Here is a 20499-nt window from a genome sequence, read left to right as displayed (position 1 = left end):
CGCGGGCGGCGTGTTATGCCAATTGAGCTACTTTTCGAACTCCAAAGTTCCCGGCTCCCTGTACTCCCACTCCAGGTCTTCATCGGTGATTCGCCTGATGATTCTTGCGGGCACTCCAGCCACAACGCACATGGGCGGCACGTTCTTGGTCACCACGGCTCCGGCGCCCACAATAGAGCCCTTGCCAATGGTGATTCCGGGAAGCACAACAGCGTGCGCACCGATCCACACGTCATCCTCAATGTTGATGGGAGCAGAAAACTGCGTGCCATCCTCACGCAACTTAGGGTGAATCGGGTGGTTAGTGGACGTTAGAGTCACGTTGGGACCAAACATAACGTTCTTGCCAATGTTGATCTCATAGTCGTCTACAAGCGTCAAACCCGTATTGGCATAAGCGTTGCCAGAAAAAGTTGTGCGGTGCCCGTAAGCAACCGAAATAGGCGGCTCGAGAAACGCATTTGTAGCGCTGTCACCAAACAGTTCCGCAATGAGTTCTTTACGTAGGGCCTCATCATCAACAGTTGTTCGATTGAAACGCGCAACCAGGCGCTTAGCCCGGTCCCGCTCACTCTTGAGTCCTTCCAAGCCCTCGTAGGCATCGCAGTACAGCTCGCGCTCTTCGATGCGTCTGCGAACTTCTTCTTCTGAAAAATACGCGGCCATTAGTCTATTCCTTCTATTCTTGGGCAGCCGCAAGATTCTCCTGGCACCAGTGAAACAGGGAAAATCACGTGTTCAGGTAAAGGCTCGTACGGCTCTTTAACGAGGGTCTCGACTGCGGTGGTAAGCATTTCGTTAATGGGCTGTCTTACGGTGGTGATTCGAGGTTGAACATACTTAACGGTGTCCGTGCCATCGAAGCCCATGATGGCAACGTCTTGAGGTACGCGCACGCCAGCTTCTGTTACGGCTTTTTGGAAGCCGATAGCTAGTGCGTCAGAAAAACAGAATACGGCGGATGGGCGCGAGTCTAGCTGTAGGAACTGCTTTCCGGCCTCATATCCGCCCTCTAGTGACCACGACGTCATGATGGGGGTGAGGGGCTGCAATCCCGCATCGGATAGTGCCCGATGGTAGCCGGCCAGTCTAGTATTATCGCCGGGAAATAAGCCACCTAATACAGCCAGAATTTGCTCGTGCCCATGGTCGATCAGATGCTGGGTAGCGATTCTGCCTCCCTCGGCAAAATCGGGGCCAAGGGTCGTGAAGTGTTCCAAGCCAATCTGGCGGTCCAAAAGAATGGCTGGAACGGGAAGTTTTTGGTGGCGCCAGTCGTCGTCGTCGAGCGCTGAGACCATAACGATGAGACCGTCCACTCCCCATGAGAGCATTTCGCTGATAACGGTTTTTTCAGTTTCGGGATCGTTATGAGTGTTGGAAAGCAGCATGGAGAGGTTGTGGCGCGACAGTTCTTGGTCCAGTCTGTGCACCACGGCGGAGTTAAACAGGTGCTTTACGTTGGGAATAACAACGCCGCACGTCTGCCTAGCTCCAAGCCGTAGTGCCCTTGCCGTGCCACTGGGGTGGTAGCCAAGCTCTTTGATGGCTTCAAGCACTCTGAGCCGGGTGCTCTCGGCTACGGGCCTAGGCCCGTTGTTTACAACGTAGCTGACAACGGCGGAGCTGACGCCGGCTCGAGCGGCCACCTCATCTCGAGTTACCCGGCGTTTTGGTTCAGCCCGCACGTTGCCACCACCTCGAAATCATTACTTCACCGCGCCCGCGAGCATGCCCTTCATGAAGTACTTTTGCAAGAACAGGTATGCCACTAGCACGGGGATTACGCCGAGGAACGATCCGGCGATTGCTGCGTTCACGTTGGATCCGGCCGCGCCGAAGAAGGACGCGATAGTGGGGGCCAACGTGCGCATCTCATTTGTAGTCATGATGTAGCTACTCAGCGCAAACTCGTTCCAAACGTTAGTGCCGGTAAGGATAACTACCGTGATTGTCACGGGCTTTAGTAGCGGCAAAACGATAGAAAAGAAGGTTCGTAGCGTTCCTGCTCCATCGATTTTCGCGGCTTCCTCCAAACTTCCGGTGATACCGCGCAGAGACTGCGTGTACAGGAAGATCGCCTGGGGAAGAGCGAAAGCTGCCAGCGGCAAAACTAGGCCCATGTAGGTGTTCATCATGCCGAAGCTCTTTAGCAGACGGATCAAGGGAACAAGGATGGACAGCGGGGGAATCATCATGACGGTAAGCGTCAGCATGAGGATAGTTTGATTCCACTTTGTCCGGCGTCGCGCAAGCGGGTAGGAGGCCAGTGCGCCAACAATTACCACGATGGCTGTAGCCAGGATAGTAACAATGGCCGAGTTTAAAATGGCTTGGCCTACGTGTCCGCGCTCCCAGGCGATGACAAAGTTCTCAAATGTGGATTCTCCAAATGGGATCGCCCACGCAGAGCTTTGATCTCGCGAACCTTTAAAGGACGCAACCACGCCTAGGTAGAAAGGTACTAACTGTACAAGGCAGACCAGTACCAGGAGGAAAAGTATGAACTTAGGAGTTTTCAAAGAATTCTTATTTTCACTCATCACAGACCCACCCTCGTAGCGCGCCTATCAAGCCAGCGGTTTGTAATAACCGTGAACAGAACGATTATGAAGAACAGCACCACGCCCTGCGCGGCTGCGTAGCCGGCGGCCTGACTGCCAAAGTAGGTGCGTCCAATCAACGTTGACACGGAGTTGGTGTCAAAGCCCGGACCTCCATCGGTTAGAACCTTAATGATGTCGTAGAGTTTGAGTCCGCCGATTAGGTTAATAACAACGGAAGCTGCGAATGCCGGGTGGAGCATTGGCCAGGTGATGTCTTTGAACTGTTGCCAGCCGTTAACGCCGTCAAGTTGGGCGGCTTCGTGAACTTCTGTTGGAATCGACTGCAGTCCGGATAGGTAGATGATCATCGATACGCCAACGAACTGGAACGAGTTGATGAATACGATTACGGCGATAGCAAAGTTGGAGTTTGCAAGGTATGCGACGGGCTGACCACCAAACGCTTCCAGGATCCCGTTCAACGCGCCTTGGCGGAACCGGAATACGAGGTAGTAGAAGGTGCCCATAACGACCGGTGAGATGAGGACCGGCAGGTAGATAATGGCTCGCACGCTGTTGGAAATCTTGCCGGAACGCTCTAGCAGTACTGCTAGAAAGAGGCCAATGATCTGCTGCAGTATCGTGCTTCCAATTCCGTAAATGAACGTGTTGCGCACTGCCACAAGAAAGTTGGGATCGCGTACTAATCTCGCGTAGTTAGACCATCCTGCACTGGAAAGAGTTGGAGAGTATCCATCCCAACTGGTGGTGGATAGGTATGCGCCCTGGAGCACGGGCCATACGAGGAAGATAGCGAAGATTGTTAAAGCGGGAACATACATTAGGTTCACAGAAGAACCTTTAAAAAATCTGCGCACCGCTGTTTTTGTATCACTCATGGTTCACCTAATCGTGGTAGTGAGGTGGGGTAAAATCTGGCGATTTTACCCCACCTCTAAGCAGATAATTACTTCTGCTGTGAGTACAGCGTCTGGTACTGGTCTGCCATCTGCTGAGCAGCAACTTCCGCTGTCATTTGACCATTGATCACGCCATCAGTGGTGGTAATAATGGTGTTCCACATGCCGTTAGGCAGGTAGAGACGGTCGAAGAACGGCATGGTCGGAATCTCGCCGGGGGCAACGTACTTGTCGAAGCTCGGCTGCAGGTTGCCCAGGTCTACTTCAACGTTGGTTAGGCCAGCGTAAGCGCCCATGGCCTCAAGGAATGGCTTTGCGTTTTCTGGCTGTGCAAGGAAGTCAACATACTTCAAAGCAAGCTCTTCGTTCTGGCTGGTCTTGGAAACGCCGAATGCGCTCACGCCTTCGCCACCAACCATGTACGGTCCGTCAACGCCGGGCATCGGCATGAAGCCAAGGTTTGCATCCGGGTTGTACTCGTAAGCCGTGGAAAGAACGAACGGCCAAGAGATCGCAAAAGCTGCGGTGTTGTCAGCTAGCTGACGCGACATGTCGTCAAGCGTCGCGGACACGTAGTCAGGGTTGAAGAATCCCTTTTCCTGCCACTTCTGAACGTGCGAAGTTACGCCCTGAGCCCAAAGTTCAGTGCTGAAATCGCCATTCTTAAACGCTTCGTTTTGCTCGGGCGTAAATGCGCCAGAAGCAATGTAGTTGCCAATGTCACCTGCGTTGGATTCTTTACCGGATGCAGTGATCGGGGAAATATTGAGCTCGTCCTTGATCTTCTGCATGGCGGCGTCGACGTCATCCCAGGTCTTTAGCGAATCCGGGTCAACACCTACCTTGTCGAGGATTTCGTAGTTGACCAAGAGTCCTGTGGTTGAGTACTCAAGAGGAAGGGCGTAGATGTTTCCGTCAGCGTCATACATGACCTTGTCGAGGCCCTTGCTGACGTACTCCGCCCAAGGCCGGTCATTCAATGGGCGCAAGTAGGGACTGTAGCGGTTAACAGACCAGCCGTGCGTTGAAAACACGTCTGGCACTGAATCCGAAGCCATCTTGACCTTCATGTCATCTTCGAACGAAGAGGACGCGATGGTGAGATTTACCTTTGAATTCGTTTCGCTCTCAAATTTTGCGGTCAGCTCCTTGATCTTGGCTTCCTGAGGCGAACCGGTAGGCATGTTCATGAACACGTCAATGGATCCGCCGTCAGCGCTACCGCCTGCGTCAGAGCCAGAGCCTCCTGAACAGCCAGCTAGGCCGAGTGCCAGTGCTGACGCTGCTACGGTTGCAACGAAAATTTTCCCTTTTCTCATCGTGAAAAGACTCCTTCGTCTTTATTGGTTTCCTACTTTTCGACTATTTCGAAAAGTAGCGTCTGGTCAGTGTGTAGACGGGGTGTCTGCACACCAGAATTTTGGAGAATGGAACCGGTGGTGGTGATTCCATCAAAGTAGCGCCGGCCATCTTCAGCGGGTTGGCTAAGTTCGCCAAACCACAGTGGCGGCACCAACCCTGAGGGCTCACTGCCAACGATTACCGGACGAATAGTGTAGGTACGCGAATCATCCAATCCGCTAAAGCGTAGCCTTCCGCGCGGAGAGATAGCGGAGCGTCCTCGCGTAACCATTTGGAATAGCGCGCGAGACTTATCTTTCGTAACTACTCCGTGTAGCCAAATCGTTTCATCGGGTGTTTCGCAACGAACAATGTCCGAAGAGTGGAGGAAGTCACGGTTCAACTTGTAGAACGCGATCCAATCCTTCAGGTCGGACATCTCGCTGTCAGTGGCTTCAAGAATGTCCCACTCGATTCCAAAATGGCCCCAAAGAGCGGTGCCACCGCGCATGGCCATAGTGGAGTGGCGCCCAGTGGTGTGCGATTCAGTTGATGCCACGTGCGTGCCCATGAGCTCCGGCGGTGACACCTGGTTGTACCAGCGGGTCATCTCTTGGCGCTCAACCGGATCGATGCAGTCCGATACCCAGAATCGATCGGTGTGCTGCAAGACCTCTAGATCTACGCGGCCACCTCCAGAAGAACAGCTTTCAATTTCGAGGCCGGGACATTCTGCCTTGATCTCGTCAAACAGGCGGTAAACAGCGTGTGTTTGAGCAGATACGCCAGCGCGTCCGCCAAGCTGAGTGTTACCCGCTTCGATCAGGTCACGGTTGTGATCCCACTTGATGTAGTCGATCGAATACTCGCGTACTAGCGACACGACGCGGTCTTTAACATACTCAAACGCTTCCGGGATTGCGATGTTGAGAACCTGTTGATGGCGCCACTGTAGCGGTAGGTCTTTTGCATCGGTGCTTCCCTGCGCGGCCATGATCCAGTCCGGGTGCTTACGGGCCAGGTTGGAATCTTCGTTGATCATTTCCGGCTCAAACCAGAGCCCGAACTGCATACCGAGGTTGTGCACCATGTCAACCAATGGCGATAGTCCATCTGGCCAAACATCTTCATCCACGTACCAGTCGCCGAGCCCCTTAAAGTCATCGCGGCGGCCGAGGAACCAGCCGTCGTCGAGGACGAAGCGCTCTACGCCAATTTCGGCAGCCTTTTGAGCGAGCTTCTGGAGCTTCGGAAGATCATGGTTGAAGTAGACCGCTTCCCATACGTTAAGGGTTACGGGACGCTCAGTCTTTGGGTGATTCTTGCGGCTGCGGAACCAGCGGTGTACCTGCTGGGCAGCGTCGTCTAGACCGTAACCGTGCACAGCGTAGAACCAAGGAGTCGAGTACGTTTCGTCCTTGCCCAGCGTAACTTCACCGGGCATAAGCACTTCCGAACCTGCAATGACCTGCTGGCCGGCGATTGACTTTTCCACCCAGGTGCGGTGGTTGCCAGACCAAGCGGTGTGCAGGCCCCAAACTTCGCCTTGGCGGAACGAGAAGCCCTTCGGGCCAACGAAAGTGAAGCCAGGAGCGTCAAAGCCGGTGCGTCCGTGGCGTCCTTCGCGCAGGTCACAGCCTAGAACTACGGGGCGGCTTTGAGCCACGCGTTCCTTGCCCCACCTTCCGGTGGTATCGAAGATTTCATTAGCTTCCAGCGGCAAGTTAAGTGAGATGCCCAGCTCTTCCAAGTGGTAATCGGACTCAGAGAGGTTGGTTAGCTCCGCGCGGATACGCAGTGGGCCCTGTTCGAACGGCTCCGCGAAAATCTTCAGAGCGAGCTGCGAGCCGTCTGAAGTTGCAGAGAACGCAACGGGCTGGTTGTCGACGAACGCAACCCCGTCTTCAATACGACAATTCTCAGGGAGCTCTACGTCCGCGCATCTAAAGCGCGGGGACCAGCTAGTTCCGTCGGCGCGATGACCGGCCAGAGCTGGACGTCCCAACCAGCCGTCAGATTCAAGTGGGATGAGAGTGGAGGAAACGTGGTCATCCGGTGCGTTTCCGTCCAATGATTCTCGATTGCTAGTAACCGCTGCCTTGACGTCAGATGCGGTGAGAGTGCCTAAGGCCGGGCCCCAATAACAAACCTGGGGGATTCCGCCAAAGGAATTGTCCAGAATGAATCCGGTATCTCCGGCGCACATGTATACGGCGTCGATTGCTTTATCTTTCACGCGGGTCTCCTTTGAACTGCGTCAAAACGCTTCTGCAGTGACAAAGCTAACACGATCTACACGCGTAGACCAGTCCTTAGAAGGTAGTTACCAAACCGTTATGTTTATTCTCAGTCTCGAGTTCTTTTAAGATGCTCCACGCCGGGTCCCCATGTGTCGCCTTGCCTTGAGCCGGATTGTTAGGCCTGTCATTATTGCTACGTGAGCGACACAAATGTGCAGGATACAAAAGACATTCGAGGTGGGCTCGCTGGCGGCATTGCCAGTGAGAAACCCCGACAAATCCAGGTGGCGGACTTCGACTCGGTGCGTCAAGCCAGCATGTGGCGCCAGCATGGCAGCGCAGAAGCCACGCGGCGCCTAATCGCAGTTTTACGAACCGCAATCTTGCTCGGAGACGTCCTCACGATCGATCGTAATCAGCTGTTTGATGGGATCTTCTTCCTCTCGCTCGGGCCGCAGGGCATTGCGAGGGAACTGGGGCTAGGTCCCGAAACCGTGCTTCCCCTCAAAGTGAAATGCCAGCCTGAACCCGACCAAGCTACCAGTAGCTCTGGCAAAGACAATGACCGGAGAGTGCCTGCAATGCGGGGAACAAAGGCTGGCCAAGGTGACCTCGTCAATGTTGATCTGCAACTTCAAAAAGTGCGCGAGCCGGCGTTCTTACAGGCATCGTCTGCGCGCATGGCAACAATGGCGGATACAGCCCCAAACGACTGGCTGTGTCACGCGATTGGTGAACATTGGGTACGCGGAGCGGGCCTTACAAAATATGCGAATGAGCTTGAAGATGAGCGCATTGAAGCGCTAATTCGCCGCGCGCAAGATCAGTGGGTGCAGGCCATCGTTGACGGCCTAGTGGCGGTTGACCGCTGGGATCGAGGGACGGGCACTGCCACTCTGGATGTGCCGGGCACACTCCGGCAGACGCTTGCGCAGCAACTGGGGGATGAACAACCAAGGCCTCTGGCGCGATTCGTCCTAGAGCAAACGTCAAACTTCCGCAAAGAAGTGACGGGCAATGTTTTCGCGTGGATGACCGCGAATGAGGGGCAGGCCGAGCCCGCTCCAAGCACGCGAGATCGCTCCGCGCGCGCCCTCGACACGGACACCACGTGGCACGAGGCGCGAATGGCGATGGACATGTGGTCGCGCGCCTACTATCGCGCCATTGCTAACCAGGACGGCGCAATGTACCTGTCGTTTTATGACAACTCATTCGATGCTAGTAACGAGGACCTAGCCGCGCGCTACGGTCTCACACTACCGGGCCGCTCGCGGTTGCAACGGGTGCGCGACCGCGCTTTCTCTTCGCGTCGGGCAGAGACGATTCGTATTGAGGGAGAAATGCTTGACCACATGCTTGTGATTGCGCCTCCCGTGTTCGCGCAGCTGTATCCGCTAACCCGTGAGTCTGCGCGAGACCTGATTCAACGCGGTGAACGGCAGGCAATGTTTGACATGGCCTATGCGGCGCGCGAGGCTGTGAGTGCGCCCGATACGCATTCGCATAGGAAGTTCGTGACGCTCATGCGTGTTTTGTCTATGTCCGTGTTGGCGGTTGTGATTTCTGCGTTGGGTTTGATGACGGACTTGACGGATATGTCAACGGGCGCGCAGATTGTTGCGGTTGCGGTTGCCGGTATTTTGGGTGTCGTTGCCGGTTTACCGTGGGACGATTTGGCAGAACTTTTCCGGCTTCGCGGATCTGCGATGACGGCTACTTTGACGATGAGTAACGAGGGGGAGCATTAATGCCGGGCTGGAAACTGGAGTGGAGTGCGCCGGATTTCCCGGTCCATGTTGACAGCAGGAGCGGTAGCACGCCCACAGGGGAACCTCAGACGCACTACCGCGTGAGCGTGGGCGAGGCCTCTTTTGCCGGTGCTGTAGCGGTTCCAGTTGCTCGTGATACGGGCCGCGTGCTTTTAGTACACCAAGAGCGCATCCGGGTTGGGCGAGCACTGTGGGAGCTACCTCGCGGCATGGCGGAGGTTTCGGACCCTGATCCGGTCGCAACGGCTTTGCGGGAGTTACACGAAGAAACAGGGATTCGCGCTGAGGCCGGCGAGTTCTTGGGAATGGTATTTCCAGATTCTGGTTTCTTAGCGTCCGAGGTGGCTGTTGTGCTCGTAGAAGTGGCGGGCGAGGACGTAGCTAGAGATGCCTGTGATGGTGAGGTTCAGGCGCAGCGCTGGTTCTCGAAAGGGCAGTTGGGGGAGCTGATCCGAGAGGGTGAGCTGCGCGACTCGATTAGTTTGAGTGCGTTGGCGGTGGTGGCTCAGCGGGCTTAGCCGTGTAAAGGGCCCGGATTGTAAAGGCACCGGATTGCCAGAGGTGCGGTGCGATGCTTTTCTGTGGCTGGACACTTCCTCAAAAGAAGGCAAAGTCATGACACACTGAAGGTATGCCTACCGCTCCTGCTTCGTCGTTTCAAACGCTTTATCCGAATAATCCGGATCCTAACCAGCCGGATACCGAAGTTTTGCGCGAGTTTGCTTCCCACCTGTCTGGACGCGTCCGCGGCGAACTCGATTTCACTACCACGGCGCGGGCCCTGTACTCGACGGACGCCGGCAATTACCGTGTGGTTCCTAGCGTAGTTTTTGCCCCGGCAGATAAGGCGGAGGCTATCCTGGCCATCACTACTGCGCGTGACCTGGGCATGCCGATTACGCCCCGCGGATCGGGTACGTCATGCGCGGGTAATGCGATTGGCCCAGGCCTCGTGATCGATTTCTTGCGTCATATGAACCGCGTGATCTCGGTTGATCCGCAAAAGAAGACGGCGATTGTAGAGCCGGGTTGCATTGAGGCAACGCTACAGAAAACGGCCGGGCAATACGGGCTACGTTTCGGGCCGGATCCGTCCACGCAAAACCGGTGCACAATCGGCGGCATGGTGGGCAACAATGCGTGTGGTCCGCACGCTACCGCGTGGGGTAAGACGTCCGAAAACATTGTGTCTTTAGAAGTTGTGGACGGGCATGGCCGCCACTTCACTGCAGGCCAAGGCAGTCTTGCCACTGTTCCCGGCCTGCAAGAATTGATCGAGGCGAACTTGGCTCCCATCCGCACCGAGATGGGTCGGTTTGGACGGCAAGTATCCGGCTATTCCCTGGAGTACCTGCTACCCGAAAACGGTGGCAACCTAGCGGGCATGCTGGTTGGAACCGAGGGCACGCTTGCGTGCGTGCTTGAGGTAGAGGTAAAGCTGGTAGATATTCCGCGCGCCCCCGTCCTCGTGGCCATCGGGTATCCGAACATGATCGAGGCTGGGCGGGACGTGCCCGCAATCCTTGCACATAAGCCCCTCGCTGTTGAAGGACTGGATAAGCGCCTCGTTGATGTTGTGCGCGTACACAAGGGCCCCGGCGCCGTGCCTGAGCTTCCCGCGGGCGAGGGGTGGCTCATGTGCGAGATCGGCGGCGCAGACCTCGATGATGCGATGAGGCGTGCCCAAGCAGTGGCTGGTAGTGCAAACTCGAGTGCTGTTGCAATCTATCCACCCGGGGAGGATGCGGCCCGGTTGTGGCGCATTCGTGCTGACGGCGCGGGCCTTGGTGGCCGCACGCCCGTTGAACTGGACAGTGACGGCAACGTTGTGGGCGGAAATGAGCAGGCTTGGCCCGGTTGGGAGGACGCGGCTGTCCCTCCAGAAAACCTGGGTGACTACCTGGAGGACTTCACCGCCCTCATGGATAATTATGGGATTAACGGGCTGCTGTACGGGCATTTTGGTGATGGTTGCGTACACGTTCGACTAGATATGCCGCTTGGTTCGCAGGCCTCAGTTGGCAAATCTAAAGAGTTCTTGATCGACAGTGCAAAACTGCTCGGCAAATACGGAGGGTCCGTGTCCGGCGAACACGGGGATGGGCGCTCGAGGTCCGAGCTACTCAAATACATGTACAGCCCGCAGATGCTCCAACTTTTTGCGGCTGTAAAGCATCTGTTTGATCCGGAGAACCTGATGAACCCGGGAGTATTAACGCGGCCACAGCCCCTGGTAGGGCCCGCGGGCTCACACCCGGATCACCATGCGTTTGAACAACTACAAAAAGAGATAGCACCTGACAATCTTGAGATCGGGTTGCGCCGCCCCGCCGCTAAACCGATTCCAGCAGCAACCGGATTCCAGTTCCGCCACGACCACGCGGACTTCACCACTGCAGTGCACCGTTGTACTGGCGTGTCTAAATGCCGCGCCGACAACAGTGGGGGCGGGGAGTTCATGTGCCCCTCGTTCAATGCAACCAAGAACGAAATTGATTCCACGAGGGGCCGAGCGCGGGTCCTCGAAGAACTAGCAGGCGGTGAGCTCATCGCAACGTGGGATGATCCGCGCGTGACGCGCGCTCTTGACCTGTGTCTTGCTTGCAAGGCATGTGCGGCGGATTGCCCAGCGGGGATTGACATGGCGAAATACCGGTCCGAGGTCTACTACCGGCGCTATCGGGGAAAGGTGCGCCCCGCCTCGCACTATCTTCTTGGGCGCCTGCCGGTGTGGACCAGGCTAACCGCCACTATCCCCGGAATGGCGGCGATAGCTAATACCGCAATGAAGATTCCTCCGATACGAAATCTCGCATTCAAAATTGCCGGCATTGACTCGCGCAGGCAGATGCCGCATTTGCAAAGCCATTTGTTTAACAACTGGGCGCCAAAGCATACTTGCGCGCGTAAAGCCAGCTCTGCACCTCGATCCAATAACGGGAAGAAGTACGTTGTGCTGTGGGCAGATTCGTTCTCACAGTCCATTAATGACGAGGGTGCCCGAGACATGATTGCGGTCTTGGTATCAGCCGGATATACGCCGCTGCTACCACCGCAGGATCTTTGTTGTGGTTTAACTTGGATTACAACTGGGCAGCTCGATACTGCACGTGAAAAAATCACCACGCTTGTCGAGCAGCTAACCCCGTTTGCGCTTGCCGGCATCCCGATCGTTGGGGTGGAGCCGTCTTGCACTGCGGTACTTCGCGATGATGCTTTGGATCTGAATATTGATGCAGAGGTAGAAGCAGTTAGCTCAGCTGTCTATACGCTGGCAGAACTCCTCACGGCGCCTGCTCCTATCGGACCTGATTCAACGGATTGGATGCCTAACTTGACCGGTAAAGAGGTGGTGGCCCAGCCTCACTGTCACCACTATTCGGTGATGGGATGGGACGCGGACGAGACCCTGTTAAACCGCGCGGGTGCCAAGCTGATCAAACTGTCTGGATGCTGTGGCCTGGCTGGAAACTTTGGAATGGAGGCGGGCCACTATGAGACCTCGGTGAAGGTAGCGCAGCAGTCTTTGCTTCCCACCCTCGCCCAGCACCCGGATGCGATTTATTTGGCGGACGGATTTTCTTGCCGCACCCAGGCGGGGCAGTTGGCGGGGCGCGGCGGTGTGCATCTCGCCTCGTTGATCAAACAAAACCAAAACGCGATGAAGGCCCGTTCGTGATGTATGCGAGCTAAGAAATCCGGTGTTAAACCACACCGCGTTCATGACACAATAGAGGTAGCTCAAACTAGGACGGAACGATAATGGCGCTTTTCGAATTTGATGATGGTCACCTGATCCCCGCCCAATTCGGCCGAAGTGTGCCCGGTGAAATAGCTAGCGACATTCTGGCGTCGGTGCGCGAGCAAGTGTTGGAGATCGTTGGCCGTCCGCTCTTCCCCATTTTTTGGCAAGATGCCGGCGAGGTGGGAGCGGGCCGAGACGGGGGTGAGCCGCGTCTTACAGCTTTGGACGCGTCCGGGCAGGTTGTGTCTATCGAGGTGGTTGAGCAACTGGATTCGCAGACCATGATCGATTCCCTGTCTCGTCTGGCTGACACCGCTTCGCTGGGGTGGAATGATCTTGCGGCGCAGTACCCGTCGGGTATGCAGGGATTTCGCGCTGGGTGGACCAAGTTTCGTGATGCTATGCCGCCGTCTCCCGCGCCCGGCCCGCGGTTGATCCTCGTGGCTGGGAAAATTAGTGATTCTGTGCGCCCCGCATTGGACGTGCTGGCGTCGTCGGGCGTGGAGGTTCACGAAATTTCGGTGCGTGAAATGTCGAATGGGCGCAAGTTCATTGACGTTGAGGCGGTGGGGCCGCGCCTATACGGACACAACCCAAATCTACTTCTGGGATCTACCCCGCAGTCACTTGAACTTGAACGCAAGAGTGATGAAACGGATTCAGTTGAAGAGGCTGAGGGAGCAACCGGTAGGCATTCGGCCGCTGCGCGGTCCTTTGACCCGTGGGAAGAGGACACCCCGCAAGACGTTGCCCCGTCAGAAGCTACGCGCGAATCTGTAGAACCGGAAGCAGAGGCGAGGCCAGCGCCTGTAGAGCCAGAAGTCAAGTCTGCTCACGGGGCGGCAGAGGCAGAGTCCGCGCCGGAACCCGCGTTCGAGGCTGAATCTGCGCAGGCGGGCCAAGCCGATCCGCAGCCGTCTGCGCAAGAGATCCCACAGCTTCAACCGGACGTGGATGGCCTCGAGGTGATTGCTGGCATTCTCGGAGAGGACACCGCGCTCGTGTGGCAGAGCGAAAACGGTTTGCACACGGCAACACTGGCGCCAAGTGGTCTTATTTCGTCACTGGGATGGTCAACAAAAGATCCGAACGAGGCCGCAGCAATGGTCAGCGGTTCTAGCAGGTTTGACGGGTGGCAAAACTGGCGTCTAGGTGACACGCTTGGCCCGACGCTTGCGGAGTCTCTTGAAGAGATCAATCGCGAGATTCGAGACGAATACCAAAATTTAGGTAGCCCGAGGCGGGGCCGCCGCCGTCGTGGTTAATCCTCGTTAGGGTAAGGCCTTTCGCGCCGCGCCTTATTTTGGCGCTAGCTGTACGTCCGAAGGCTTTGGCACTCGCAGGCGGAACAGGTCGGCTGACTCAGTCTGCGCAAAAGTTTCCTGTCCTAAAACGCTAGAACGGAGCCAATGGAGAGTGGCGCTCCACAGTTGCTGACGAACGGGAGGAATCGAAAGCGCCAGATCGTGCACGCCTCCAAACCGGCGAATGAGGACGTTCTTCCCCAGCCGTGCCCCGCGCTCGGCAATCAGGTCCGCGTCTAACACGGTGTCTTGGTAGCGCGCGTCGGAGCTCCATTCGGAGCCCTCATAAGTGTGCGTGGAAGAAATATTCATAACGGGACAGTCAATGTCGAGCCCGCCTGCCACTTCTTGGTGACCGGTGATGACGGCTGCAAGCCAGCCGGCGTATATCGACCGTCCAGTTGCCTTCCACTCGGGAATAAGCCCCCAGCCGGCTAGGGATGGATCATCTTTGTAGGGCACGAGGTCGCTTGGCATCTCTCCGTCGTCTTTGTTCCACCCTCGTAGAGAAATACCGTAAAAGTCGTTACCGCCCGTGGGAAGAACCCGGCGGGGCTCGCGCGATGCAATTAGTTGTACTGCTTGTTTTGTGGGCACGCGCGCTATAGAGGAAGTTTGGAGTTCTAGCCAGGCTGAGTTAAGCCACAGTCCTGCCAGGCGCCCCGGGTGGTGCGCTGCCCACAGCGTCGCGGTTAGGCCGCCCGTGGAGTGCCCCATCAAAACTATGGGGAGGTCTTCGCCCATGATTAGTAGGGCTTCGGCGATGTCTTCGTCGTAGTCAGCCAGGTTTTGCGTCCAGCCAAAGGTTTGGTTCTTTCTCCAAGATCGTCCGTATTTTCGCAGATCAAGGCCAAAGAACTGTCCCCCTGCTAGGGCTACTTGCCGAGCGAGTTCGCGCTGGTGGTAGTAGTCGTTCCACCCGTGAATGTAGAGTGCTTTGAATATTGGCTCTTTCGGGGTGCCTTCGAGGGCGTGGGGGTCGCGGGTGGCGTCATGTCGCACGATAGTGGCGAGGACTTCGCCCTCATCATCGGGTAGAAGCTGCAGGGTTTGTGCTTCAAAGCCGGGACCGAGCACGTCGGGGCTCCACTGGCCCGCGCGGGGAACAGGATACTTGCCAAAACCGGCTTTCGGATTAATATCGCCCATACAACGAGCTTAAACTCTCGCTCCGCAAAATACGTGTGTGCCTGCTAGGCAATTTCGAAACGGTCATGTAACAAACTTTTCAAAGCGAAAAATGTTTAGATTCAAGGCGACACGCCGAGGATTTGTGTAACTGCGGCTACGATTTGTGGAAATGAGGGGCGGTGTTGCGGTAACTTGGGTAAGAGTAATTAGCAGTCCGCATTCGTGGATGGGTTTTGTAACTGGAGATCGTGTTCAGTGAGTAAGTACTTTGGTAAAGGCGCGGTGATTGCGCTTACGGTATCTGCAAGTCTCGTGTTGGCGTTGCCGGGTTTGGCTGTCGCTGACGATGACTATAGCGATCTGTCGGTTGCGCAGCTCGAGGTAGAACTTGCAAAGGTATCTGCCGAATCTGCCGAAGCTAACGTGAGGGTGCAGCAGGTTGCTGAAGAACTTGCTGTTGCTCAGTCGCAGTTGGCTCAGGCGCAGGCCGATGCGAAGGCCGCGAAAGACGCTGTGGCGTCTTCGTGGGACAAGTACAAGGGCGAGCGTGAAACGCTCGCGGCCCTCACCCAGACTACTTATCGTTCTGGCTCTGGTAATGCCCAGCGCCTGGCTCCGTTCTTGACCAAGGATGGCCTGGCTGACATGGAGCGCCGCGGCAAGATCGTTGACACGGTGTCGCAGATTACGGATGCGAAGCTCCAGCGCGTGGCTGCTATGCACCAGGTTGCGAAGGCGATGGAAGACCAGGCGGCAGCTACCGAGAAGCGTGTGCAGGAGGCACAGGCTGAGGTAGAGAAACGTTCACAGGAGATCCAGACTTACGCTGATGGCAGGCAGGCGGCGGTTGCGCAGGTGCAGCAGCGTCGTGATGGTTTGATCGCTCAGCTGGCGCAGCGTCGTGGTACGACGATCGCGGCGGAAGAAGCGCGTCAGGCGCAGATCGAGCGTTCACAAAATGCGCGCCAGGAGGCCGCTAACAGGGCTCGCGTTGAGCGCAGTCAGGGCTTGGTGAATCAGGCTGAGTCTGCCCGTCAAGCAGAGAACGCTAATCAGAGCTCCGCGCGCGATCAGGCTAGCGAGAACAACACTAAGGCTCTAGAGGAAGCAGCTGCGAAGCGCGCGCGTGAAGAGGCCGAAGCTAAGCGTAAGTCTGAAGAGGAAAAGCGTGCCGCGGAGGCGCGTGCGGCTGAGGAAGCTCGGCGCCAGGCGGAGGCCGCGGAGCAGGCTCGTCGTGCAGCGGAAGCCGCGGAGCAGGCTCGTCGTGCAGCAGAGGCTGCTCAGGCTAGCTCAGGTGGTCCGGGTGCTGTGGCGTTTGCGAAGGCCCGCATTGGAGTGCCTTACCTCTGGGGTGGTACCGGTGCCGGTGGCTATGACTGTTCGGGTCTTGCGATGACGGCTTGGGCCAGTCAGGGTGTATCGTTGCCGCGTACTTCCCAGCAGCAGTACTGGGCTACTCAGCGCGTTTCTATTAATAATCTGCAGCCGGGTGACCTCGTGTTCTATGGTCCCGGTGGTTCGGCTAACGGCATTTACCACGTAGCGATTTACGCCGGTGGAGGCATGATGGTTGAGGCAACGGTTCCGGGTGACTACGTTCGGTTGAATCCGCTTCGCTACGGTGACCTTGTACCGTATGGTGGCCGCCCATAATTAGCAGGTTACGCCGCTAGTAATACCGCGCGGCAAGCGCAGAGTTTGCTAAGTGGTTCTATAGACAATTGGTTGGAGGTTCGCCCCAAGGGCGAACCTCCAACCAATTGTTTTGCGCGCGGCCGGGTTTAGAAGCCGGCGTCCTTGGCGCGCTGGTAAGAGCGGCGAATCTCCGCTTCTGCTTCTTCGCGGCCAACCCAGTGTGCGCCCTCAACGGACTTGCCGGGTTCGAGGTCCTTGTAGACCTCAAAGAAGTGCTGGATTTCAAGGCGGTGGAATTCCGAGATGTCATCAATCTCGGTACGCCACGAGGCGCGCTGATCGCCGGATGGGATGCAGATAACCTTGTCGTCGCCACCGGCCTCGTCACGCATGCGGAACATGCCAAGAGCCCGACAGCGGATTACGCAGCCGGGGAAGGTGGGTTCTTCAAGGATGACTAGTGCGTCTAGCGGGTCACCATCTTCGCCGAGCGTGTCGTCAATGAATCCGTAGTCATCGGGGTAGCGCGTTGAGGTGAACAGCATGCGGTCAAGGCGAATGCGCCCTGTTTCGTGGTCAACTTCGTACTTATTACGGTTGCCCTTTGGAATCTCAATAGTGACGTCGAATTCCACCGTTTCTTCCCTTCGCTAAGTGTGATCTCCAGATTACCTGACTAGGGGCCGTGAAAAACGCTTTACACTTAGGGTGTCAAGTGACTGGAGGGCACGTGTTAAAAAGAACTCTTACCGTGATTCTAAGTGTTTTCTTAGCCGTTGCGGGCGTGGGTGGATATGTTTACGCCGATATTAATGATGTTGTGCCCGGTTTCTTGACTAACACCAAACCGATTGTTGGTAAAGAGCCTCCTTTGGGGGAATCTGTGCAACTTGGCAGCGTGGTTAGCGCACAAATGGCCGAGGATGCGCCGCTTGTTGAACCTGGCGAGCTTGCGCCCGCGTGGGAGGCTCTAGAGAAGGCCGGTAGGGAGCAGAAGTTCACTCCGGGTGTATACGTTGCGGATGCGTTAACGGGTGAGGTCTTGCTGGATAAGAATGGGCAGATACCGATGCCTCCGGCCTCGACCATTAAAATTTTGACGGCTATAAACGCGGCGCAAAGTTTAGATCCGGCTGACACTCTTGCCACGCGCATTTTCTTAGATGAGGATGGCGTACTTCACCTTGTGGGGGAGGGCGATCTACTTTTGGCGCAGGGCGCGGGCGGCCCGCAGGTGAATGGCCGGGCTGGTGTTGCCGATTTAGCTGCGGCAACGGCTAAAGCGTTGGAAGATAGCCAAAGATCTGCGGGAAAGCTGGTGTTCCATGACCACATGTTTGATGGTCCAACGCGTGAGCCGGCATTGATGGATGGTTTGGAACATTGGGTGGGGCATGTGGCTCCGTTTGCGATTGATCGCGGAGAGCTGCCGGGGCCGGGATACCAGCCCTATTACGATGATCCGGCGGCAAATGTGGCCCAGGTGCTTCAGGATGCGCTGGCCAGTGCGGGCGTAAACGTGGAGATTCAGGCCTCGAGCGAACCGTACGACGGGCAGGGGGAGCTGCTTGCGAAGGTCGAGTCGGCGCCAATTGCGCAGGTGACGCGCCTGATGCTCATGGAGTCGGATAATACGCTTGCCGAACAGTTGTGTCGTTTAAGTAGTGTGGCGCAAAATGCGGGTTCGACGTTGGAGGACGCCGCCCTAAACCTTGTGGAACAGGTGAAGAACACCGGTGTGTATACGGACGGGTTGAGCGCCGTGGATTGTTCGGGTTTGAACGTGGAAAACAGGGTGAGCCCGCGAACTCTAGTGGAATCTTTACTGTATTTGCGGGACGCGGGGGTGCCAGCCGCGTTTAACATTGTGCGTGATTTACCTGTGGGCCATTTTTCGGGAACGTTGAATAAGCGATTCGAGGGGGATCTCGCGGGTGCGCAGGTGAACGCGAAGACGGGTACTCTCGATGAGGTTTCGTCATTGGCCGGTTTTGTGATGACGAAGCGGGGTCGCGTGTTGGCGTTCCACGTGCAGTCAAGCGGTATGGAGGATGGTGCGGTGTTTACTCGCCCGGCGATTGACGATTTTGCCCTTGCGCTCGCGAAGTTATAGTTCATGGTTTCTCAGTTGATTGGTTCTACGCCGCCTAAGCATACGAGGGCGGTGACGTTGGCGCTTCGCGATGTGGTGAAGCGTAACGGTTTAACACCGGGAGAGTGGGTGGTTGCCTGTTCGGGTGGTCCGGATTCCTTGGCGCTCACGTTTGCAGTGGCAGATTTGGGAGGTCGGATGGGCGCTGAGGTGCGCGCGGTGATCGTAGATCACGGGTTGCGCAATGAGTCTGCGGAAGAGGCGGAACGAACGCGCCTGTTGTTAGAAAAGTGGAAGATCGCAGCCCGCGTGGTGCCTGTAAGCGTTGGCAGTGAAGGCGGCATAGAGGCCGCGGCGCGAGAAGCGCGCTACGGGGCACTGCGAGAGAACTCGGGTGCGGGCGCAGTAGTGTTTTTGGGTCACACGATGGATGATCAGGCGGAGTCCGTGCTACTGGGGCTCGGCAGAGGATCGGGGGCGCGTTCGCTGTCGGGGATGCGGGAGGTAGTGCGCGAGGACGCGCCGTCCTCGCGCACGTGGGTTCGCCCGCTGCTAGGGGTGCGTAGGTGGGACACGGAGGGTATGTGCGCCGAGCTCGGCTTGGAGCCGGTTCAAGATCCGTCTAACCGTCTGCAGGGCGGTTGGGCTCGCGCGGATGGAGGTCCGCTGCCTCGGGTAGCGGTACGTCGTCGTGTGATCCCGTCGCTGGGTGAAGCACTTGGACGCGATGTCGTGCCGCTACTGGCGCGGTCTGCGCAGCTTCTGGATGCGGATGCGAGCGCGCTGGAAGAGTGGGCAGGCAGGTGCTGGAGTCCGGGTGAAGCCCTGGTAGTTGAGGATTTGGCGAGCTTGCCGCCCGCGGTGCGCTCGCGGGTATTGAAGGATGCGGCGGAGCGTGCGGGCGCGTCCCAGCTCGCGCAGGCGCATGTTAGTGCCCTCGATAGGTTGGTTGTTGGTTATGAGGGCGGCGCCCCGATTGATTTGCCGGGCGGAGTGAAGGCTTGGCGCGAACGCGAACCTGAACCCAAACGCGAACCCGAATGCGAACTGCGAGAACAACAGTGTGAACCGCGCGCAAATGAGCGCGGGGAAGGCACGCGAGATCGCACTGTTCGCCGGCTGATAAAAATAATGAAAACCAGCTGATTTGTGCAAGACTGGAAGTACCTATCACTAACTTTTCACGGGAGATGAAAATGCAAGCATCCGACATGGGTTCTGACCTCGAAAAGATCCTGTTTACTAAGGAGCAGATCGACGCGCGTCTGGTGGAGATGGCCGCGGAAATTGATCGTGATTACGAGGGCAAGGAGATCCTTCTAGTAGGTGTGTTGCGCGGTGCGATTATGGTGATGGCGGATCTTTCGCGCGCTATTTCTACGCCGTTGGAAATGGATTGGATGGCTGTTTCTTCCTACGGTTCGGGCACGAAATCTTCGGGTGTGGTGCGGATCTTGAAGGATCTGGATTCGGATTTGACGGGCAAGCACGTGTTGATTGTTGAGGACATTATTGATTCGGGCCTCACGCTTGCTTGGTTGAAGTCGAATCTGTCCTCGCGCGGCCCAGAGTCGGTGGAAATCGCAACGATGTTGCGTAAGCCGGAGGCGGCTAAGGTCGAAGTTGATGTGAAGTACGTGGGCTTTGATATTCCAAATGAGTTCGTGATTGGTTACGGCTTGGATTATGCGGAGAAGTACCGCAATCTGCCGTTCATTGGGACTCTTGCTCCCCACGTTTACAATTAAGAGAATTTCTCGAAGCTATTTGAAA

The 20499-nt window shown here is 56.7% G+C and carries 16 protein-coding genes; 8 read left to right on the top strand and 8 right to left on the bottom strand.

From position 1 onward, the window contains the following. Positions 1–27: 27 nt before the first annotated feature. The 6 genes from HMPREF2854_RS02130 to HMPREF2854_RS02105 form a co-directional block, all read right to left on the bottom strand. The gene (locus tag HMPREF2854_RS02130; protein ID WP_070618340.1) at positions 28–666 is read right to left on the bottom strand and encodes a sugar O-acetyltransferase; all 639 of its coding nucleotides are present in this window, start codon (positions 664–666) and stop codon (positions 28–30) included. Next, entirely contained in the window at positions 666–1688 is a 1023-nt protein-coding gene (locus HMPREF2854_RS02125) for a LacI family DNA-binding transcriptional regulator (protein ID WP_070618336.1), read from the bottom strand. Before HMPREF2854_RS02125 ends, HMPREF2854_RS02130 begins: the two co-directional genes overlap by 1 nt. Before the next feature lie 21 nt (positions 1689–1709). Beyond that, the gene (locus HMPREF2854_RS02120) at positions 1710–2543 is read right to left on the bottom strand and encodes a carbohydrate ABC transporter permease (protein ID WP_052038770.1); all 834 of its coding nucleotides are present in this window, start codon (positions 2541–2543) and stop codon (positions 1710–1712) included. Further along, the gene (locus HMPREF2854_RS02115; protein WP_070618333.1) at positions 2543–3445 is read right to left on the bottom strand and encodes a carbohydrate ABC transporter permease; all 903 of its coding nucleotides are present in this window, start codon (positions 3443–3445) and stop codon (positions 2543–2545) included. The genes HMPREF2854_RS02120 and HMPREF2854_RS02115 overlap by 1 nt, the downstream gene beginning before the upstream one ends. A gap of 68 nt (positions 3446–3513) precedes the next feature. Beyond that, positions 3514–4785: an ABC transporter substrate-binding protein gene (locus tag HMPREF2854_RS02110; protein ID WP_070618330.1), complete on the bottom strand. Its 1272-nt coding sequence runs from the start codon at positions 4783–4785 to the stop codon at positions 3514–3516. Positions 4786–4817: 32 nt separating this feature from the next. Continuing rightward, positions 4818–7043, bottom strand: a complete 2226-nt coding sequence (locus tag HMPREF2854_RS02105) for an alpha-galactosidase (protein ID WP_070618327.1) — start codon at positions 7041–7043, stop codon at positions 4818–4820. Positions 7044–7244: 201 nt separating this feature from the next. Between HMPREF2854_RS02105 and HMPREF2854_RS02100 the strand changes: the two genes are divergently transcribed. From HMPREF2854_RS02100 to HMPREF2854_RS02085, 4 genes are all read left to right on the top strand, one after another. Then, complete coding sequence (locus HMPREF2854_RS02100) at positions 7245–8798, top strand: hypothetical protein (RefSeq protein WP_070618324.1); 1554 nt, start codon at positions 7245–7247, stop codon at positions 8796–8798. Next, on the top strand, positions 8798–9337 hold the full coding sequence (locus tag HMPREF2854_RS02095; protein WP_070618321.1) for an NUDIX hydrolase: 540 nt from the start codon (positions 8798–8800) through the stop codon (positions 9335–9337). The genes HMPREF2854_RS02100 and HMPREF2854_RS02095 overlap by 1 nt, the downstream gene beginning before the upstream one ends. Positions 9338–9450: 113 nt before the next feature. Further along, the gene (locus HMPREF2854_RS02090; protein WP_083309322.1) at positions 9451–12498 is read left to right on the top strand and encodes an FAD-binding and (Fe-S)-binding domain-containing protein; all 3048 of its coding nucleotides are present in this window, start codon (positions 9451–9453) and stop codon (positions 12496–12498) included. An 83-nt stretch (positions 12499–12581) separates the two neighbouring features. After that, positions 12582–13829 carry a hypothetical protein gene (locus HMPREF2854_RS02085; protein WP_070618318.1) on the top strand — a complete coding sequence of 416 codons (1248 nt, stop codon included), beginning with the start codon at positions 12582–12584 and terminating at the stop codon, positions 13827–13829. 33 nt (positions 13830–13862) lie between these two features. Here the strand turns inward: HMPREF2854_RS02085 and HMPREF2854_RS02080 are convergent, their stop codons facing one another. Beyond that, positions 13863–15017 (bottom strand): alpha/beta hydrolase, encoded by a 1155-nt coding sequence (locus HMPREF2854_RS02080; protein ID WP_070618315.1) that lies wholly within the window; start codon positions 15015–15017, stop codon positions 13863–13865. A 237-nt stretch (positions 15018–15254) separates the two neighbouring features. Between HMPREF2854_RS02080 and HMPREF2854_RS02075 the strand changes: the two genes are divergently transcribed. Then, positions 15255–16652, top strand: a complete 1398-nt coding sequence (locus tag HMPREF2854_RS02075) for a C40 family peptidase (RefSeq protein WP_070618312.1) — start codon at positions 15255–15257, stop codon at positions 16650–16652. Positions 16653–16780: 128 nt separating this feature from the next. On the opposite strand, the gene HMPREF2854_RS02070 is transcribed toward HMPREF2854_RS02075, so the two are convergent. Continuing rightward, complete coding sequence (locus HMPREF2854_RS02070) at positions 16781–17269, bottom strand: inorganic diphosphatase (protein WP_016444233.1); 489 nt, start codon at positions 17267–17269, stop codon at positions 16781–16783. Positions 17270–17364: 95 nt separating this feature from the next. Between HMPREF2854_RS02070 and dacB the strand changes: the two genes are divergently transcribed. Genes dacB through hpt form a run of 3 tightly spaced genes read left to right on the top strand, consistent with a single transcriptional unit; the run spans position 17365 to position 20474 of the window. Beyond that, positions 17365–18747: a D-alanyl-D-alanine carboxypeptidase/D-alanyl-D-alanine endopeptidase gene (dacB, locus tag HMPREF2854_RS02065; protein WP_148130870.1), complete on the top strand. Its 1383-nt coding sequence runs from the start codon at positions 17365–17367 to the stop codon at positions 18745–18747. 3 nt (positions 18748–18750) lie between these two features. After that, complete coding sequence (gene tilS / locus HMPREF2854_RS02060) at positions 18751–19872, top strand: tRNA lysidine(34) synthetase TilS (protein WP_070618306.1); 1122 nt, start codon at positions 18751–18753, stop codon at positions 19870–19872. A gap of 50 nt (positions 19873–19922) precedes the next feature. Next, positions 19923–20474, top strand: a complete 552-nt coding sequence (gene hpt / locus HMPREF2854_RS02055) for a hypoxanthine phosphoribosyltransferase (RefSeq protein ID WP_070619490.1) — start codon at positions 19923–19925, stop codon at positions 20472–20474. Positions 20475–20499: the final 25 nt, after the last annotated feature.

Origin of the sequence: Actinomyces sp. HMSC075B09, from assembly GCF_001812395.1 — a bacterium.
Classification (GTDB): Bacteria; Actinomycetota; Actinomycetes; order Actinomycetales; family Actinomycetaceae; genus Gleimia; species Gleimia europaea.
Note: the sequence above shows the minus strand (reverse complement) of the source record. Positions and strands in the feature narration are given on the sequence as shown.

Coding starts and splice junctions, on each gene's coding strand:
- HMPREF2854_RS02130 (WP_070618340.1), bottom strand. CDS start 666: ATGGCCGCGTATTTTTCAGAAGAAGAAGTTCGCAGACGCATCGAAGAG.
- HMPREF2854_RS02115 (WP_070618333.1), bottom strand. CDS start 3,445: ATGAGTGATACAAAAACAGCGGTGCGCAGATTTTTTAAAGGTTCTTCT.
- HMPREF2854_RS02085 (WP_070618318.1), top strand. CDS start 12,582: ATGGCGCTTTTCGAATTTGATGATGGTCACCTGATCCCCGCCCAATTC.
- HMPREF2854_RS02080 (WP_070618315.1), bottom strand. CDS start 15,017: ATGGGCGATATTAATCCGAAAGCCGGTTTTGGCAAGTATCCTGTTCCC.
- HMPREF2854_RS02120 (WP_052038770.1), bottom strand. CDS start 2,543: ATGAGTGAAAATAAGAATTCTTTGAAAACTCCTAAGTTCATACTTTTC.
- HMPREF2854_RS02090 (WP_083309322.1), top strand. CDS start 9,451: ATGCCTACCGCTCCTGCTTCGTCGTTTCAAACGCTTTATCCGAATAAT.
- HMPREF2854_RS02095 (WP_070618321.1), top strand. CDS start 8,798: ATGCCGGGCTGGAAACTGGAGTGGAGTGCGCCGGATTTCCCGGTCCAT.
- tilS (WP_070618306.1), top strand. CDS start 18,751: ATGGTTTCTCAGTTGATTGGTTCTACGCCGCCTAAGCATACGAGGGCG.
- hpt (WP_070619490.1), top strand. CDS start 19,923: ATGCAAGCATCCGACATGGGTTCTGACCTCGAAAAGATCCTGTTTACT.
- HMPREF2854_RS02110 (WP_070618330.1), bottom strand. CDS start 4,785: ATGAGAAAAGGGAAAATTTTCGTTGCAACCGTAGCAGCGTCAGCACTG.